15 protein-coding genes are annotated in these 17,539 nt (G+C 58.7%); 5 read left to right on the top strand and 10 right to left on the bottom strand.

Annotation, left to right across the window (positions count from 1 at the left end; all coding sequences use genetic code 11):
• Positions 1-6: 6 nt before the first annotated feature.
• Entirely contained in the window at positions 7-705 is a 699-nt protein-coding gene (locus ACTIE1_RS00810) for a response regulator transcription factor (RefSeq protein ID WP_439563222.1), read from the bottom strand.
• A 346-nt stretch (positions 706-1,051) separates the two neighbouring features.
• Between ACTIE1_RS00810 and ACTIE1_RS00805 the strand changes: the two genes are divergently transcribed.
• The gene (locus ACTIE1_RS00805) at positions 1,052-2,650 is read left to right on the top strand and encodes a phosphoenolpyruvate carboxykinase (RefSeq protein ID WP_439560276.1); all 1,599 of its coding nucleotides are present in this window, start codon (positions 1,052-1,054) and stop codon (positions 2,648-2,650) included.
• Between the two features lie 147 nt (positions 2,651-2,797).
• Here the strand turns inward: ACTIE1_RS00805 and ACTIE1_RS00800 are convergent, their stop codons facing one another.
• A complete protein-coding gene (locus tag ACTIE1_RS00800) occupies positions 2,798-4,027 on the bottom strand; it encodes a urate hydroxylase PuuD (RefSeq protein WP_439560277.1) in 1,230 nt (409 codons plus the stop codon).
• Between the two features lie 105 nt (positions 4,028-4,132).
• Between ACTIE1_RS00800 and ACTIE1_RS00795 the strand changes: the two genes are divergently transcribed.
• Entirely contained in the window at positions 4,133-5,050 is a 918-nt protein-coding gene (locus tag ACTIE1_RS00795) for a LysR substrate-binding domain-containing protein (RefSeq protein ID WP_439560278.1), read from the top strand.
• Positions 5,051-5,055: 5 nt separating this feature from the next.
• On the opposite strand, the gene ACTIE1_RS00790 is transcribed toward ACTIE1_RS00795, so the two are convergent.
• Complete coding sequence (locus ACTIE1_RS00790) at positions 5,056-5,436, bottom strand: DUF1294 domain-containing protein (protein WP_439560279.1); 381 nt, start codon at positions 5,434-5,436, stop codon at positions 5,056-5,058.
• Positions 5,437-5,503: 67 nt separating this feature from the next.
• Complete coding sequence (gene uraH / locus ACTIE1_RS00785) at positions 5,504-5,860, bottom strand: hydroxyisourate hydrolase (protein ID WP_439560280.1); 357 nt, start codon at positions 5,858-5,860, stop codon at positions 5,504-5,506.
• Between the two features lie 167 nt (positions 5,861-6,027).
• On the opposite strand from uraH, the gene puuE reads away from it, so the two are divergent.
• Complete coding sequence (puuE, locus tag ACTIE1_RS00780; protein WP_439560281.1) at positions 6,028-7,452, top strand: allantoinase PuuE; 1,425 nt, start codon at positions 6,028-6,030, stop codon at positions 7,450-7,452.
• Between the two features lie 43 nt (positions 7,453-7,495).
• Entirely contained in the window at positions 7,496-7,990 is a 495-nt protein-coding gene (locus ACTIE1_RS00775; RefSeq protein ID WP_439560282.1) for an ureidoglycolate lyase, read from the top strand.
• Positions 7,991-8,056: 66 nt separating this feature from the next.
• On the opposite strand, the gene ACTIE1_RS00770 is transcribed toward ACTIE1_RS00775, so the two are convergent.
• Both ACTIE1_RS00770 and ACTIE1_RS00765 read right to left on the bottom strand, forming a co-directional pair.
• Positions 8,057-9,100 carry a hypothetical protein gene (locus tag ACTIE1_RS00770; protein ID WP_439563221.1) on the bottom strand — a complete coding sequence of 348 codons (1,044 nt, stop codon included), beginning with the start codon at positions 9,098-9,100 and terminating at the stop codon, positions 8,057-8,059.
• 64 nt (positions 9,101-9,164) lie between these two features.
• Positions 9,165-10,790: an AMP-binding protein gene (locus ACTIE1_RS00765; RefSeq protein WP_439560284.1), complete on the bottom strand. Its 1,626-nt coding sequence runs from the start codon at positions 10,788-10,790 to the stop codon at positions 9,165-9,167.
• 219 nt (positions 10,791-11,009) lie between these two features.
• Here ACTIE1_RS00765 and ACTIE1_RS00760 point away from each other — a divergent pair, with 219 nt between their 5' ends.
• The gene (locus ACTIE1_RS00760; RefSeq protein WP_439560285.1) at positions 11,010-11,732 is read left to right on the top strand and encodes a Hint domain-containing protein; all 723 of its coding nucleotides are present in this window, start codon (positions 11,010-11,012) and stop codon (positions 11,730-11,732) included.
• Here ACTIE1_RS00760 and ACTIE1_RS00755 read toward each other — a convergent pair.
• From ACTIE1_RS00755 to ACTIE1_RS00740, 4 genes are all read right to left on the bottom strand, one after another.
• Positions 11,702-13,897 (bottom strand): 3-hydroxyacyl-CoA dehydrogenase NAD-binding domain-containing protein, encoded by a 2,196-nt coding sequence (locus ACTIE1_RS00755; protein ID WP_439563220.1) that lies wholly within the window; start codon positions 13,895-13,897, stop codon positions 11,702-11,704. The genes ACTIE1_RS00760 and ACTIE1_RS00755 overlap by 31 nt on opposite strands.
• Before the next feature lie 14 nt (positions 13,898-13,911).
• Positions 13,912-15,123, bottom strand: coding sequence for an acetyl-CoA C-acetyltransferase (locus tag ACTIE1_RS00750; RefSeq protein WP_439560287.1), 1,212 nt, complete (start codon positions 15,121-15,123; stop codon positions 13,912-13,914).
• Positions 15,124-15,454: 331 nt separating this feature from the next.
• Positions 15,455-15,667: a hypothetical protein gene (locus tag ACTIE1_RS00745; protein WP_274350255.1), complete on the bottom strand. Its 213-nt coding sequence runs from the start codon at positions 15,665-15,667 to the stop codon at positions 15,455-15,457.
• A 57-nt stretch (positions 15,668-15,724) separates the two neighbouring features.
• Positions 15,725-17,500 (bottom strand): acyl-CoA dehydrogenase C-terminal domain-containing protein, encoded by a 1,776-nt coding sequence (locus ACTIE1_RS00740; RefSeq protein WP_439560288.1) that lies wholly within the window; start codon positions 17,498-17,500, stop codon positions 15,725-15,727.
• Positions 17,501-17,539: the final 39 nt, after the last annotated feature.

The raw sequence follows: 17,539 nt of genomic DNA, 5'->3' as shown, positions 1-17,539 counted from the left end.
GTTTTATCAGGCTTCGTTATACTTGTACCCAATTCCGTAGAGGGTTTCTATCGATGAAAACTCTTCATCGACGCTGCGCATTTTCTTGCGCAAGCGTTTGATATGGCTGTCAATCGTCCGGTCATCGACATAGACCTGATCATCATAGGCCACATCCATTAGCTGGTCGCGCGACTTCACCACACCGGGCCGTTGCGCCAAGGCCTGAAGCAACAGGAATTCCGTCACCGTCAGCGTGACATCCTTGCCTTTCCACTTCACGGAATGGCGCAGCGGGTCCATTTCCAGATTCCCGCGCACGATGGTCTTGGCTTCCTCGCCGCCTTCCTCGCCGCTTTCAATCGCCTGTTTGCGCCGCAGCAAGGCGCGGATGCGTTCCACCAGCAACCGCTGGGAAAAGGGCTTTTTGACATAGTCGTCCGCGCCCATGCGCAGCCCCAGCACCTCATCAATCTCGTCATCCTTGGAGGTCAGGAAGATGATCGGCATCTGCGTTTTCTGGCGCAACCGCTGCAACAGCTCCATCCCGTCCATGCGCGGCATCTTCATGTCCAGAACAGCCATATCGGGCAGTTTCCTGTTGAACGCCTCCAGCGCGGATTGACCGTCATTATAGGTTTCAACCTCGAAGCCTTCGGCTTCCAGACATATCGAAACGGATGTCAGAATATTCCGATCATCATCGACAAGTGCGATTCTCGACATGTGCCTGTCCTTTTCACTGCTGTACGTGGCGCGGCTGCCTTATTTTTGCCACATATTCACCCAGACGAAGGTGAGACGCAATAAAATACTTGTCAGGCATGGCTGGCAAGTATGCGATTCGTCCCGGATTGTGCTAATTCGCAACACATTCATCCCCTCTCGGTATTAATATTGCGCTAACGCATGGATGGTTGCGCTAACTGCGCCAAACACGCCTATCAATCGCCGTATTGCCGGTGTTATAGCAACCCTCATGGCGGCTTCCGCAACTGCGGTGTCGTTGTCCCCTTGTCGGTCATGACCGGCCTTGACCCGAATTGTTCTAGCGCCAGACGGAGCAGGCATAATGAAAAATTTCCGCGTCAACCCAAACAAACGCTTGGAAGATCAAGGCATTACAGGCGCGTCTGCCGTATATTACAACCTGCTTGAACCAGCACTTGTGGAAGCAGCGGTAAAGCGCAATGAAGGCAAGATCGGCTTGGGCGGGGCGCTGCTGGCCTCGACCGGTACGCATACCGGCCGTTCGCCCAAGGACAAGTTCGTGGTCCGCACACCATCGGTCGAAAACACGATCTGGTGGGACAATAACGCCCCCATGGCGTCCGATGCGTTCGACCGGCTGTATGACGACATGCTGGCGCATATCAAAGGGCGTGAACTGTTCGTACAAGACCTGTATGGCGGCGCGGACCCGACGCACCGGCTGGATGTTCGCGTTGTCACCGAACTGGCATGGCACGGGCTGTTCATTCGCCACATGCTGCGCCGTCCCGAGGCGTCGGAACTGGAACAGTTCATCCCTGAATTCACCATCATCAACTGCCCCAGCTTCAAGGCGGACCCTGCGCGCCACGGCTGCCGGTCCGAAACCGTGATCGCACTGAACTTCGACCGGAAGCTGATCCTGATTGCGAACACGGCCTATGCGGGCGAAAACAAGAAATCCGTGTTCACATTGCTGAACTACCTGCTGCCGGAAAAAGGCATCATGCCGATGCATTGCTCGGCCAATCACGGCATTGACGACCCTGATGACGCAGCGGTTTTCTTCGGGCTGTCGGGCACAGGCAAAACCACCCTGTCGGCAGACCCTTCGCGTATTCTGATCGGCGATGACGAGCATGGCTGGTCCGAGCAAGGCATCTTCAATTTCGAGGGCGGATGCTACGCCAAAACCATCAATCTGGACGCCGAAGCAGAACCCGAGATCTATGCGACCACGCACCGCTTTGCCAGTGTCGTGGAAAACATGGTCTTTGACCCCGACACTCTGGAACTGGATTTCACCGATGACAGCCTGACGGCAAATACCCGTGTCGCCTATCCGCTGGACGCGATTTCAAACGCTTCGGAAACATCACTGGGCGGGGTGCCGAAAAACATCATCATGCTGACCTGCGACGCATTCGGCGTGCTGCCCCCGATTGCACGGCTGACACCGGCGCAGGCCATGTATCACTTCCTGTCGGGCTTCACCTCCAAGGTGGCGGGGACCGAGCAAGGCGTGACAGAGCCACAACCCACATTCTCGACCTGTTTCGGTGCGCCATTCATGCCGCGCAGGCCCGAAGTTTATGGTAAGTTGCTGCAAGAAAAAATCGCACGCTTCGGGTCGGAATGCTGGCTGGTCAACACCGGCTGGACGGGCGGGGCCTATGGCACGGGTTCACGCATGCCGATCAAGGCAACACGCGCCCTTCTGAGTGCGGCACTGGACGGATCATTAAGCACAGCGGAATTCAGACGCGACCCCAATTTCGGTTTTGATGTGCCTGTGTCCGTGCCAGGCGTTGCCGATGTGCTGCTGGACCCGCGCCGGACATGGGAAGACGCGGCGGCCTATGACGCGCAAGCCGCCAAACTGGTGGCAATGTTTGCCGAGAATTTCGCGCAATACGTGCCCTTCATTGATGACGAGATCAGACAAGCCGCGATCGGCTGAATGCCGCTCCGCTTCGGTTGCGCCTGACCAACAGGAAACGCCCGCCGGTCCCCGGCGGGCGTTAACGCATTCTGAAACAAGGGGGCTTTGCCCCCCGCCGTCTGCGACGCCGTCCCCCAGAGTATTTTTGGCAAGATGAAGATCGTATTATGACCCGCTGGCACGGCGATACCACTGTGCAATCTGATTGCGTGCGGTCGCATCCATAAGCACTGTGTTTCCGGGTGGCATGGCATGGCTTATCCCTGATTGCAGGTAAATGCTTTGCGCGGCACGCGCGACTTGTGCTTCGGTTTCAAGCACGACCCCTTTTGGTGCCCAATACAAGCCCGGCCAAACCGGATCCTGCGCATGGCACATCGAGCAATGACCAACGACCGTCCAGTATATATCATCAAAATGCGGATCATCGGCAAAGCGCGCCGCCGCAGGAGGCAGGCCGGCCAATGAGGGGTCGTCGTCACCGGGCTGGCCCAATGTCGACAGCCAGATGATTGCAAGGAACAACACAGTGGTTGCCGCCCATGTCCACCATTTATAGCCGCCGCCCATATGCATGGTGTTGAAGAAATGCCGGATCGTTACCCCCATCAGGAACACCAGCCCTGCAATCAGCCAGTTATACTCGGATGCGAAAGCCAGCGGATAATGATTTGACAGCATCAGGAAAATGACCGGCAACGTCAGATAGTTGTTATGGGTGGAGCGCTGCTTGGCGATCCGGCCATATTTGGCGTCCGGCGTCCGGCCCGCGCGCAGATCGGCGACGACGATTTTCTGGTTGGGGATGATGATCATGAAGACATTCGCACTCATGATCGTGGCGGTAAACGCCCCCAGATGCAGCAAGGCCGCGCGGCCCGTAAAGACCTGCGTATAGCCCCATGCCATGATGACCAGAAGCACGAACAGAAGCGCCATCAGGCGGTCGTTATTGTCGCCCAGGCGGGATTTGCACAACAGGTCATAGATAACCCAGCCAACGGCAAGCGAGGCTATGGAGATTGCGATTGCCTGCCAGACGGCCAGATCCATGACATTGGCATCAATCAGGTAGAATTCAGCCCCGACGTAATACACCAGCGCCAGCAATGCGAAGCCCGACAGCCATGTCACATAGCTTTGCCATTTGTGCCAGATCAGATGGTCGGGCAAGCGGTCCGGCGCCACCAGATATTTCTGGATGTGATAGAACCCGCCACCATGGACCTGCCATTCCTCGCCATAGGCGCCTGCGGGCAAGTCCGGCGATTTGCGCAAACCCAGATCAAGCGCGATGAAATAGAAACTGGACCCGATCCAGGCAATTGCCGTAATCACATGCAGCCAGCGCACCGCAAATTCCGCCCATGCGCCGATGACAGCCAGTTCCAGCATCTCTTGCCCTCCGGTTATCTGGTGTTGCACAGGCTATACCGCCCTGTGGCTTTCTGTTAACCCAATAAAACCACGAACACTTTCAAACGCAGCCTGAAAATACCAATGGCCTATATCAACAACATCAAGATGTTTGTGCGTGTCTATGAATTAGGCAGCATGTCTGCTGCGGCCCGCGACCAGCGCACGTCACCGGCGGTCGCCTCGGCGCGCATCGGCGAATTGGAGAAGCACCTGGGCGTGCGGCTGTTCAATCGTACGACGCGGACATTGAAACCCACATCGAACGGCATGCTGTTTTATGACGGCGCGCTGAAAATTCTTGATGCGATCGCCGAGGCAGAGGCCACCCTGACCCACGCCACCGCGCAACCCCGCGGAACCTTGTTTGTCGCCGCCCCCCTTGGCATTGGCCGGCGGTTGATCGCGCCCCATGTGCCTGCCTTCAAGGATGAGAACCCTGAAATAGAGCTGCGCCTGCGCCTTTCCGACAGGGGTATCGATGTGACGGCCGAGGGGCTGGATCTTGCCTTCCACCTTGGTCCGCTGGAAGATTCTGCCCTGAAAATGCGTGTCATAGCCGAGTGCCCGCGCATTCTGTGTGCTGCACCCGCCTATATTGCAAAACGTGGCATGCCCGTGGACGGTGCGGAACTGCTGTCGCAGCGGCATGATTGCCTGAACTTGCGATTTCCGGGCGCGCTGGAATTCCAGTGGACATTGCAAACACCCAGCGGCCCCCAACGGTTCAAGATAAGCGGGCCGTTTGAATCGGATGACGGCGATGTTCTGACAGGCTGGGCGCTGGACGGGCATGGTATTGTCCTCAAGCCAATCTTCGAGGTTGCGGACCACCTGCGCAGCGGCGCCTTGGTGCCGGTCGCCGAAGCAACGCCGCCCCTGCCTGTTACGCTGGCGGCACTGACCCCCCACAAACGCCTGCGCGACCCCAAAGTGTCGTTATTCACCGATTTCATCGCAGGCAAGATCAGGGCTGAATTAGCGGTCATGACCGCAGCTTGAGGCTGTCAAATACTGGCACGCAATGTGTGCAAAAGCGTGACGACCTGCTTGCCCGTCCAACTGGCAAGCTCCGGTTGTGTCCACAACACAACGAGCGCACAGACAAGAACAATCTGAAACGACACGATACCCTGAAGATGGGTGCAAAACGGTTCCTTGCGTGTCTTATGGCGCAGCGCGCGCCGCGCCCACAGCCCCCCAATCGAACCACCCCAGAACATCACGCCCAGCAACTGCCGTTCCGGTATACGCCAGTCCCCGCTTTGGGCGCGGCGCTTGTCCATCCAGAACAGGAACACAGCCAACAGATTGATACCAACAAAATAAGCGCCACCCAACATCAGCAAGCGCAGTGTTATATCGTTAGAAAAGGCTATGGATTCCATATGGCTGCACCCCGTGTCGCGTCATCCCGCCACGAATTAACCAATCATTCTGACGGAATTTGGGCGCTTAACTGCCGCGATATGTCGAAAACCCGTATGGCGACAGTAACAGCGGCACATGATAATGGCTTTGCGCATCGTTGATCCCGAAACGAATGGGGATTTCGTCCAGAAACAGCGGCTCGCCCCCTGCCTGTCCGGTCGCGCGCAAATACGCGCCTGCTGCAAAAACCAGCTCATACCGGCCAGCGCCAAATTCGGTCTTTGGCAAAATCGGGCTGTCGGTGCGCCCGTCCGCATTCGTGTGCATGCGCGCCAGTTCCAAACGCGATGCCCCTTCCAGCCTGAAAAGCGTGATCTGCAAGCCCTGCGCGGGCAGTCCGCGGGCCGTATCCAGAACATGGGTGGTCAGAAAACCGGACATTGCGTGTCTCCGTTTTGAGCAAAGATAGCGACAAGCCTAGACCACCAGCGCAGTTGCGCGCCAGCCTCTTGCCTTGACGCTGCATTTCAGGTCTTTCAAAAAATGACTGAAAGCGGAAGTGGTAATCTTGTTTTATCACAATACTCGTCTGATAATCGGAGGCCACAGTGCAACGCTATCCCCGCAACCTGACCGGATATGGTGCAACCCCCCCGAATGCCGCGTGGCCGGACGGGGCGAGAATAGCAATCTCTCTGGTCCTGAATTACGAGGAGGGCGGCGAGAATTGCCTGCTGCATGGCGATGCCGCGTCCGAGGGGTTCTTGTCCGACATTCCGGGTGCTGCACCATGGCAGGGGCAACGGCACTGGAACATGGAATCAATCTATGATTACGGCGCGCGCGCCGGTTTCTGGCGGCTGCACCGGCTGTTCACCGCGCGCGGCCTGCCCGTCACGATATATGGCGTGGCCACTGCCCTTGCGCGCAACCCCGAACAAGTGGCGGCCATGAAGGCGGCTGATTGGGAAATTGCCAGCCATGGCCTGAAATGGGTCGAGCACCGCGACATGCCCGAAGATCAGGAACGTGCCGCCATCGAGGACGCGATCCGCCTGCATACCGAAACAGTCGGCACCCCGCCGCGCGGCTGGTATACGGGGCGTTGTTCGGTCAACACGGTGCGGCTGGCGGCGGAAACAGGACAGTTCGACTGGATTTCAGACACCTATGATGATGATTTGCCGCATTGGATGGAATTCGGGGACCACGACCAGCTTATCCTGCCCTACACGCTGGAAGCCAATGACATGCGCTTTGCCACAGCACCGGGCTGGGTGACGGGCAGTGATTTTGAATCCTATCTGAAGGACGCCTTCGATGTCCTGTATGCCGAAGGGGAGTCCGGCGCGCCCAAGATGCTGTCCATCGGACTGCATTGCCGCCTGATCGGGCGGCCGGGCAAGATTGCAGGGCTTATGCGGTTTCTGGATCATGTGCAGGCGCATCAGGGCGTGTGGTTCGCGCGGCGCATGGATATTGCGCAACACTGGGCGGCGGCGCACCCGCACACGCGCAGGACCCGTCCCAGCATGCTGGGCCGCGCGGATTTCGTGGCGCGGTTTGGCGGCATTTATGAACATTCACCCTGGGTTGCCGAACGTGCCCATGCGTTGGAACTGGGGCCTGCCCATGACACCGCGACCGGCCTTGCCAATGCCTTCGCGCGCGCTTTTCGCGCGGCAGGCGATGACGAACGCCTGCAGGTCCTGCGCGCCCATCCCGATCTTGCCGGAAAACTGGCCGCCGCCAAACGCCTGACGGCCGAATCAACGCAGGAACAAACCAGCGCGGGGCTGGACGCCCTGACAGATCACGAACGCGAAACATTCCAGACGCTGAACACCGCCTATGTCGAAAAACACGGCTTTCCCTTCATCATCGCCGTGCGTGACAATACCAAGGCGTCGATTCTTGCAGCCTTCCAGACACGCATTCAGCAGGACACCGCAACCGAATTCGCCACCGCCTGCCAGCAGGTCGAACGCATTGCCGAATTGCGGCTGAACGACCTTCTGGCTTCATCTTGCTAAAAATACTCAAATCCAGCCCCATCACCGGATCACCCTGCCCGATATGACGCACAGCCTGGCGACACACTCCCTAAACCCGCGTGCCTTCGCCCCGTTCGGCGATGTTCTTGAAATTCAGGGCACGCCCGACAAACTTATCAATCAGGGCCTGTGCGGGCGTTTCCATGACCGCGCAAGACTGGATTTCGGCGCTGGCGGGCGGGCCGGAATTTCGTTGTTCGACGCCCAGCCGCGCGCCCTGCCCTACTGTCTGGAGATGATGGAGCGCCACCCCGATGGCAGTCAGGCGTTTATCCCCATGCATTGCGAAGCCTTCCTCGTGATCGTCGCGCAAGATGATGGCGGACGTCCGGCTACCCCGCTGGCCTTCGTGACAAACGGGGCGCAAGGGATAAATTTCCATCGCAATATCTGGCATGGTGTGCTGACGCCGCTGGCCCGGCCCGGCAGGTTTGCCGTCATCGACCGGATCGGGGACACACCGAACCTTCAGGAATACTGGTTTGAAACACCATGGCAGGTGCAGCCCCCTGCCTGAGGGCAGGCGCACCCGATAGCAAGATTGGCAAGACGGGACTGCCAGTTCAACACGGCTGCAAGACCCTTACCCGTCGCAGATATTCAGCAGGCTTACCCATTGACCATCGGTCAAAAGCGCCGCGTGCGGCGGTTGGCTTTGCATGTCCATTTCGGCACGCAAGGCTTCAACCACCCCTGCCGCAGCCGGGTCCAGTGTCACCGGATTTTCGGCAAACGCACGCAGCGACAGTTCCAGACGGTCGAAACGCAGTTGCACCGCGTCCGCGTCGGGTTCGGTCAACGGCGCTGTCAGGACCGAGCGCGCGTATCCGCGTGCAGCGCCTGCGCGCAACTCCCCCGATGTCAGCAGCCGGAACGTGGTAAATACCCCGACATGACGCAAAAGCGGGCGCAAGGGATCATCTGCCGCTGCGCGCACCCCTGCCAGCGCAAACGCCCCTGCCAGGGCTTCGGCACTTTCCGCCTGATCCAGAAGCCGCGCATCCACCACGAACAGTCGCCCCGGGAAATGCTGGATTCGGGGCGCCTGTTGCGGCAGGTTGCGCATAATAACCAGACGCGCGGGCGCATCAAAAAGACGGCGTTGCAGCACCCCCAAAGCGCTGGTTCCAAGACTGCTTTGGCACGTTGCGGCCCCCGTCTGAACCAGATCGGCCAACAGACGGTCCGCGATTTCCACCCGCTTGGCCATTGGCACAACCGACGCTGTATGATCGACCAAGGCGGGCGGCAGCAGGACCGCGCCCGCGCCCAGAACCGCCAGACTAAGCCCCGCCATGATCCGTGTGCGCAGCCGGTCGAACAGACTGCGCGGCGGGGCAAGCGCAACCTGCAATTCTTTCAATGCATCAATCAGCAGGTCTTCATCCAGTTCAAGGACTTCACTGGCATCACCATCAGGGCTGAACAACGCAGGCCGTTTTCCCGGATTCAACCGTTCAATAGCGGCCAGCGACCAATGCGACAACACATGCATGCTGCGGCTGTCCATAATCACAAGCGTCGCATCCCCGAAGGAAACAACCACTTCGCGGCGCTGGTCCTCGACCCCGCCCGACCAAAGGCCCATGCCTTCAAGCTTATGATATTTCTTAAGCGCGGTCGTCATGCCGCTTGCCTGCTCTGTCGTTTTGCGGGCACTTTAGCGTAACTTCGCACGCAAGGCCAGCATGTCACAACGCGCGCACCAACGCACGCAAATCGGCCTTCTGAATCTTGCCGGTCGCCGTTTTCGGCAGTTCCATGAAGACCACCTGCTTGGGCGTCTTGAACCCTGCCAGACGTTCGCGGCAAAATGCGATAAGGTCCTGCTCGCTGACGGTCGCATCCGGCTTGACCTCGATGCAGGCACAGGGAATCTCGCCCCATTTGTCATCGGGCTTGGCGACAACGGCGGCCAGCCCGACCGCGGGGTGTTTCATCAACACGCCCTCCACCTCGACCGAGCTTACATTCTCGCCCCCGGAGATGATGATATCCTTGGCGCGATCCGCAATCTTGATATAGCCGTCATCGTGCCAGAATGCGATGTCACCGGAATGGAAATACCCGTTGCGAAAGGCGTCCGCAGTGGCTTGCGGGTTCTTGTAATACCCTTTCATCACCCCATTGCCACGATGCATGATTTCGCCCAAGGCAACCCCGTCACGCGCCACAGGTGTCATCGTGTCGGGCTGCATGACGGGCACATCCTCCATGAATGGCATAAGAATGCCGGTGCGGGCTTTCACATCGGCGCGGTCGTCACCGCGCAGCGTGTCGAACCCCTCATGCCACAGGCATTCGGTTGCTGGGCCATAGGTTTCGGTCAATCCGTAAACCTGCGTCACATTGAACCCCAGCGGCTCAATCGCGGCCAGAACGGCAGCAGGCGGCGGTGCACCTGCGGTAAACACCTCGACCGTATGATCGAACGGCAGGCGGTCTTCGGGGCGCGCATTGATGATGGTTTGCAATACAATCGGCGCACCGCCGAAATGGGTCGCCCTTTCCACGCTTATGGCGTGATAGACACCTGCGGCGGTCACATCGCGCAGGCAAATGATACAACCGCCCAGCGCCGGAATCATCCAAGGGTGGCACCATGCATTGCAATGGAACATCGGCACAATCGTCAGATACCTTGGGAACAAGGTCATACGCCACGAGATCGGCTGGCTTAGCGTCGACAGATACGCGCCGCGATGGTGATAGACCACGCCTTTGGGGCGTCCGGTTGTGCCGGATGTGTAATTCAGCGCGATGCTCTCCCACTCCTCACGCGGCATGATCCAGTCGAATTGCGAATCCCCTGCATTCAGAAAATCCTCATAGTTGATATGCCGCCCTGTCGGGTGAAACCCTGCTTCCGTGTCTGCAACCTCGATCACATCGGGCGGCTGATCCAGCGTTGCGCAGGCGGCTTCGGCAAGCGGCAGAAACGCGGTGTCCACCAACACGACCTTTGCCCCGCCATGGTCCAGAATATAGGCAACAGTGTCCACATCCAGCCGCGTATTGATGGCATTCAGCACCCCCCCACAGGCCGGCACAGCAAAATGCGCTTCGGCATGGGCAGGTATGTTCGGCAAAAGCGTTGCCACCACGTCACCAGACCGGAGTCCATGTGCCGCAAGACTGGCAGCAAGCCGCGTCACCCTTTGGGCATAGTCGGCATAGCTGCGGCGCGTACTCCCGTACACAAGCGCCTCGCGCCGCGCAAACACATCCGCGGCGCGGCGCAGATGTGACAAGGGCGTCAGGGCAACATAATTCGCAGCGTTTCGTTCCAGTCCGGTTTCATCTGCAAGCCAGCCCATCGCGCCCCCTTTGCCTTGCTATCTGCCAACGCCTGACGCTGCCAAACAGACATCTGCGCGCAATATTATAAAACTAGCCAGTCTTGTATTGAAATGAAACAAAATTCCTTGCCTTGAAAAGGTCCGGTTCTTTCCCTGATTTTGTCCTTAACGCTGGGTTAACCTATAAAGCGGTCACTCTCTCATCAGTGTTCGGGCAGATAAAAAAAGGGTTACAGAATGATGAATTCACAGACCAATGCACATGCACATATTGGCAGCTTGTCAGCCTTCGCCCCCGCAATCGCTGCGGCCATGCATAAGGATGCCGGACTTTATGATGTCGCGCTGCGCGAAGACGGGTTGTTGCCCGGCACATTGATCGGGACGGATTCGGGCTGGCGCGGGGTCGAGACCATTCTTCCCGGCGATCTGGTTCTGACTTTTGACAACGGCATGCAACGGGTTGAGGGCAATCACAGGATCACCATCGCACAAGCAAGCCTGCCCGCACATAAGGCATTCATGATGATCGTTCCCGCCGGAGTGCTGGGCAATCGCAAGCAAATCTCGTTGCTGCCCTGTCAGGAAGTCATCGTCGAATCCGACATGGCCGAAATCGACTTCGGCGAACCGTTCGTGCTGATTCAGGCCCTGATGCTTGAAGGCTATGGCGGCATTCACCGCGCGCCAATCAATGATGATCTGTGCATCCACATGCTGACCTTCGCATCAGAGCAGGTGATACACTGCGCCGGCGCGGCATTGGTCAGTGCCCGTGCCGAAAGCGATTTTTCGCCCCTGCATGCGGCAGCAGCCGTTGGCACGCTTGACACACCGCGCCTAAGCCCGTCGCAACTGCAACGGGTCGCAAATGCGCTGAAACAGGATGCAGCTTGCACGGCACTGACCGCGCAAGCTGCGTGTTTTACTTATGCCGCGGCAGAAGTGCGGCCTGCATAAAAGCTGCGGCCCTTATCTGCCATCTCGCGCAACAAATCAGGTGCCTTGAAGCGCGGCCCAAGGCGCGCCTCAAGGTCGTCGCACACGGATACAGCGAATTCCGCGCCCAGCATGTCCAGCCATGAAAACGGGCCGCCCGACCATGGCGCGAAGCCCCAGCCCAGAATTGCGCCAACATCCCCTTCGCGGATATCTTCCAGCACGCCGTCTTCAAGTGCGCGCACCGCTTCCAGCGCTTGGGCAAACATCAGACGGTGCTGCACCTCGATAACATCGGGTTGGGCGTCCGATGGGGGGAATTGCCCGCCCATCCCCTGCCACAATCCCTGCCGCTTGCCCTTGTCGTCATACTCGTAAAAGCCAGCGGCGGATTTGCGGCCCAAACGGCCCTGTTCCACCATCCAGAACACCACCTCGTCCACATCACCATCGGCGTAAGCATCGCCCATGGCCGCGCGCGTGGCCTTGGCAATCTTCGCCCCCAGATCAAGCGATGTTTCATCAACCAGTTGCAGCGGCCCCAATGGCATGCCCATCAGCTTGGCCGCATTTTCCACCAGCGCAGGTGCTACCCCTTCGCGCACCATGCGCATCCCTTCATTAAGGTAGGGGATGATGCAGCGATTGGCATAGAAGAACCGCGCGTCATTCACGACAATGGGCGTCTTGCGGATCTGGCGGACGAAATCCAGCGCCTTGGCGACTGCGCGGTCCCCCGTCCCTGCGCCCTTGATGATTTCGACCAGCAGCATCTTGTCCACGGGACTGAAGAAATGGATGCCGATGAACTGATCGCGCCGCGCGCTGGCCTTGGCCAGATCAGTGATCGGCAGGGTGGATGTGTTGGTCGCGAAAATCGCGTCATCGGGCAGCACGGCTTCGGCCCTGGCTGTCACCTCGGCCTTGACTTTGGGGTCTTCAAACACCGCCTCGATGACCAGATCGCAGCCCGCAAGCGCGTCATACTCGATCGTGGCAAGAATGCGCGCCAGCACTTCGGCCTTTTTGGCCTCGGTGACCTTGCCGCGCTTCATGCCCTTGTCCAGAATCCCCTCGGCATGGGCCTTGCCTTTGTCTGCTGCCGCCTGCTGCGCATCAATCAAAACCACATCAATACCGGCATTGGCGGCAACATAGGCAATGCCTGCCCCCATCATGCCTGCACCCAGAACCCCCAGTTTGCGAACTTTCTCATCCTCGACCTTGGGGCGGTTCGCGCCTTTTTCCAGCGCTTCCTTGTTGATGAACAGCGACCGGATCATCGCGCTTGAACTGGGGTTCATCAGCACATGCACAAACCAGCGCGCCTCAACCCTCAGGGCGGTGTCAAAGGGCACCTGCGCCCCTTCATACACGGCCGACAAAAGCGCCTTTGCCGCCGGATAGACCCCTTGGGTCTTGCCATTGATCATGGCGGATGCACCCACGAAGGTCATGAACCCCGCCGGATGATAGGGCGCGCCGCCGGGCATTTTATAGCCCTTGGCGTCCCATGGCTTGACCAGATCCGCGTCTTTCGCGCCCAGCACCCATTCCTTCGCGCGGGCCATCAGGTCATCTGCGGGGACAACCTCGTCAATCAAGCCCGCCGACTTGGCTTTCTTCGGGTCCGACAGCTTGCCTTCCAGCAAAAACGGTGCCGCGCCCATTGCGCCCAGTTTCCGCGCCAGCCGCGTTGTGCCGCCTGCGCCGGGGAATATACCCACCATAATTTCAGGCAAGCCGATCTTGGCCTTGGGATTATCCGCCGCGATGATGCGGTGACAGGCCAGCGGGATTTCCAGACCAATGCCCAAAGCCGTGCCCGGCAGGGCCGCCACAACCGGCTTGCCCCCCTTCAGGGTCTTGGGGTCCATGCCCGCGCGTTCAATCTTGCGCAGGCAACGATGCAACGACATGATGCCATCGAACAGGCCCTTTTCTGGCTGGTCGCCCGCCATGTCCTTCATCTTGGCAATAACATTCAGGTCCATCCCGCCCGCAAAATCCGCCTTGGCCGAGGTGATGATAACGCCCTTCACCGCGTCATCCGCAATCGCGGTATCGATCTGCGCTTCCAGTTCGGCCAGCCCCTCAAGCGACAGCACATTCATGGATTTGCCCTGAATGTCCCATGTGATGATCGCAACGCCATCACTGTCTACGCTATAGTTAAAGTCAGTCATGTTCCTTGCCCCCCTTACACGCGTTCGATGATCGTGGCCGCCCCCATGCCGGATGCAACGCACAGCGTTGCAAGGCCCGTGCCCTTGCCTGTGCGTTCCAACTCATCCAGCAGCGTGCCGATGATCATGGCCCCTGTTGCGCCCAACGGGTGGCCCATGGCAATCGCACCCCCGTTAACATTGACGCGGTCACTGCCCACGTCAAAGGCCTGCATGAAGCGCAGTACAACTGCGGCAAAAGCCTCGTTGACCTCGAACAGGTCAATGTCGGAAATCTGCATGCCAGCATCGCGCAGGATTTTTTCGGTCACAGGCACGGGGCCTGTCAGCATGATGGTGGGGTCCGTGCCGATTTTCGCAGTGGCACGAATGCGCGCGCGCGGCTTCAGGCCATATTTTTCACCAAATTCCTTGTTGCCGATCAAAACACCCGCCGCCCCGTCAACAATGCCTGATGAATTGCCAGCATGGTGAACATGCTCGATCCGTTCCAGATGCGGGTATTTCATCAAGGCCACCTTGTCGAAGCCAGGCATCACCTCGCCCATATCCTTGAACGCGGGTTTCAGCGCGGACAGGCTGTCCATGTCCGTTGCGGGGCGCATGTATTCGTCGCGCTCCAGTATGGTCAGGCCGTTGATATCGGTGACAGGGACAACAGATCGGGAAAACCGCCCGTCCTGCCATGCGGTGGCTGCGCGCTTCTGGCTTTCAACGGCCAGTTCATCGGCCATCTGGCGGGTGAAGCCGTATTGCGTGGCGATGATATCTGCCGCAATGCCTTGCGGGACGAAATGCCGCTCCATCGCGACAGACGGGTCCACGGCCACAGCCGCCCCGTCAGACCCCATGGCAACACGGCTCATCATCTCGACCCCGCCTGCAACATAGGCCATACCCGAGCCGCCACGCACCTGATTTGCGGCAATATTCACTGCCTCCATGCCGGATGCACAAAAGCGGTTGATTGCCAGTCCGGGCACTTGTTCGTCGAAATCCGATGCAAGGATTGCCGTGCGCGCCAGACAGCCCCCCTGTTCACCCACTTGCGTAACATTGCCCCAGATCAGATCCTCGATCGCGCGGGTGTCCAGATCATTGCGGGATTTCAGATGGTTCAGAACCAAGGCAGAAAGTCGCACGGCGGTCACTTCGTGCAGGCTGCCATCAGCGCGCCCCTTACCCCTTGGCGTGCGGATGGTGTCATAGATATAAGCGTCGCTCATGTGATCCTCCGTATTCTATTATCGTCACTGTATTTCGTTAAATCTGCCCCTTGAACGCCCTGTCGGTTCTGCACCGGCCTTTCGGGTCCAACCGGCATATCGCGTGGGCAGCGGCGTTTTTGAGTATTTTTTGCAAGATGAAGGCGTGCCGCGCTCAGGCTTTGTTAACCTTAATGATGCATTCTTGGTGTCGCGGTACAGGCTGGAGAGCCGATGACCGCGCAAGGTGAAGCCGCCCCGTTCTGATGATGCCACAAGCGGAGGGACGGGGCGCATCATCCTGTCCGCGCTTTCATCTTGCCCAAAATACTCTCGCCGAAGGCGTCATCACTCATCGTTTGCGCGCCTCCAGTTCCGAATTGAACATCCGCAGCCGGTGGCCCAGATTTTCGGCATGCGTCACCGACTCAAAATTCTCGAACAGGAAAGACAGCGCCTCGCCCTCCTCCAGTCCGGCCTCCTGGGCGAAGCGGCGCAACCGCCGGTAGCCATCTTCGGTCATGGCCATGTTGAACCGGCGTGTCAGACGAAACCGTTTGGGCATGCTACCTCCACATCAAAAACAGGGCACCGTGTGGCAGGCGGTGCCCCCGTGTCTGGTCTAGAACTGATCGGGGTCCAGTGCCATCATGGCGTCAGACCCGCTGCGAATACGTGCCAGATGCAAGGCTGTCGCAGGCAGATGGCGCGTCATGTAATAGCGCCCCGTGACCAGTTTCGCATTCAGGAATGCCTGATCTGTTGCGCCGTTGTCCAGTGCGGCAAACGCGGCTTTTGCCATTTGCGCCCAAGCCAGACCAAGGCAGACATGGCCGAACATATGCATGAAATCATTGGACCCCGCCAAAGCATCATTGGGGTTTTTCATACCGTTTTCCATGAAATACAGCGCCGCCGCCTGCAAATCCTTGGAGGCTGATTTCAACGGGGTCACAAATTCCTCAAGGCGGAATTCCCCTTCGCATTCCTTGATGAAATCCTTGACCAGCGCAAAGAACGCCATGACGTGTTTGCCGCCATCCTGCGCCAGCTTACGGCCGACCAGATCCAGCGCCTGAATGCCGTTCGCGCCTTCATAGATCATCGCGATCCGCGCATCACGGGCATATTGGGACACGCCCCATTCCTCAATATAGCCATGACCGCCATAGACCTGCTGGGCCTGAATGCACATGTCAAAGCCCTTATCGGTCAGGAACCCCTTGATCACGGGTGTCAGCAGCGAAATCAGGCCATCGGCCTGCGGGTCATTCATGCGGTGGGCGCGGTCAATCTGGCCGGCCCCCCAGATGGTGAAGGCGCGCGCGCCTTCAACGAAACTTTTCTGATCCATCAGCATGCGGCGCACATCGGGGTGCACGATCAGGGGGTCGGCAGGACCGTCCGGGTTTTTGGTGCCAGTCACATCACGCCCTTGCAGCCGGTCAATCGCATAGGCGCGCGCGTTCTGATAGGCGATTTCGGCCTGCGCATAGCCTTGCAGCCCCACGCCAAGACGCGCTTCGTTCATCATTGTGAACATGGCGCGCATGCCCTTGTGCAGATCACCCACCAGATAGCCGGTCGCGCCATCGTAATTCATGACGCAGGTTGCATTGCCGTGAATGCCCATCTTCTCTTCGATCTTGCCGACCGAGACCGCGTTGGGGGAACCAAGGCTGCCGTCATCATGGACCATGATCTTGGGGACGATGAACAGTGATATCCCTTTTGTTCCCGCGCCCCCGCCCGGGGCCTTGGCCAGAACCAGATGAATAATGTTTTCCGCCATGTCGTGATCACCGGCCGAGATGAAAATCTTCTGACCGGTAATCTTGTAGCTGCCGTCATCCTGCGGTTCGGCCTTGGTGCGGATCATGCCCAGATCAGTGCCGCAATGCGGTTCTGTCAGGTTCATGGTGCCGGTCCAGTCAAGGCTGATCATCTTCGGCAGAAAGCGCGCTTTCTGCTGGTCCGATCCATGCGCGATGATGGCAGAAATCGCGCCATGTGTCAGACCCTGATACATGTTGAAGGCCATGTTGGCGGCTGAAAACACTTCACCCACTGCGGTTTGCAACACATAAGGCAGGTTCTGTCCGCCATATTCTTCGGGCAGGTCCAGCCCGTTCCAGCCACCCGCCTTGACCTGATCGAATGCGGCCTTGAACCCGTCGGGGGTACGCACCACCCCGTTTTCCAGCCGGCACCCCTGCTGGTCGCCCACCCCGTTCAGGGGGGCCAGCGCACCTTCTGCCAGTTTCGCGGCTTCGTCCAGAATTGCCGAGGTGAATTCGCGGTCCAGATCGGCATAGCCCGGAATTTCCGACCTGCTGATGTTCAGAAAATCGTGCAAGACAAAGTCAATATCCTTGGTCGGCGCAGCGTAGATGGGCATTCACGTCTCTCCCTGATGTCGTCGGTGTTTCAGGCGCAT

This window comes from Roseinatronobacter sp. (assembly GCF_051859525.1).
Lineage (GTDB): Bacteria > Pseudomonadota > Alphaproteobacteria > Rhodobacterales > Rhodobacteraceae > Roseinatronobacter.
The sequence above is the reverse complement of the archived record's forward strand: the minus strand, read 5'-3'. Positions and strand labels throughout refer to the sequence as shown.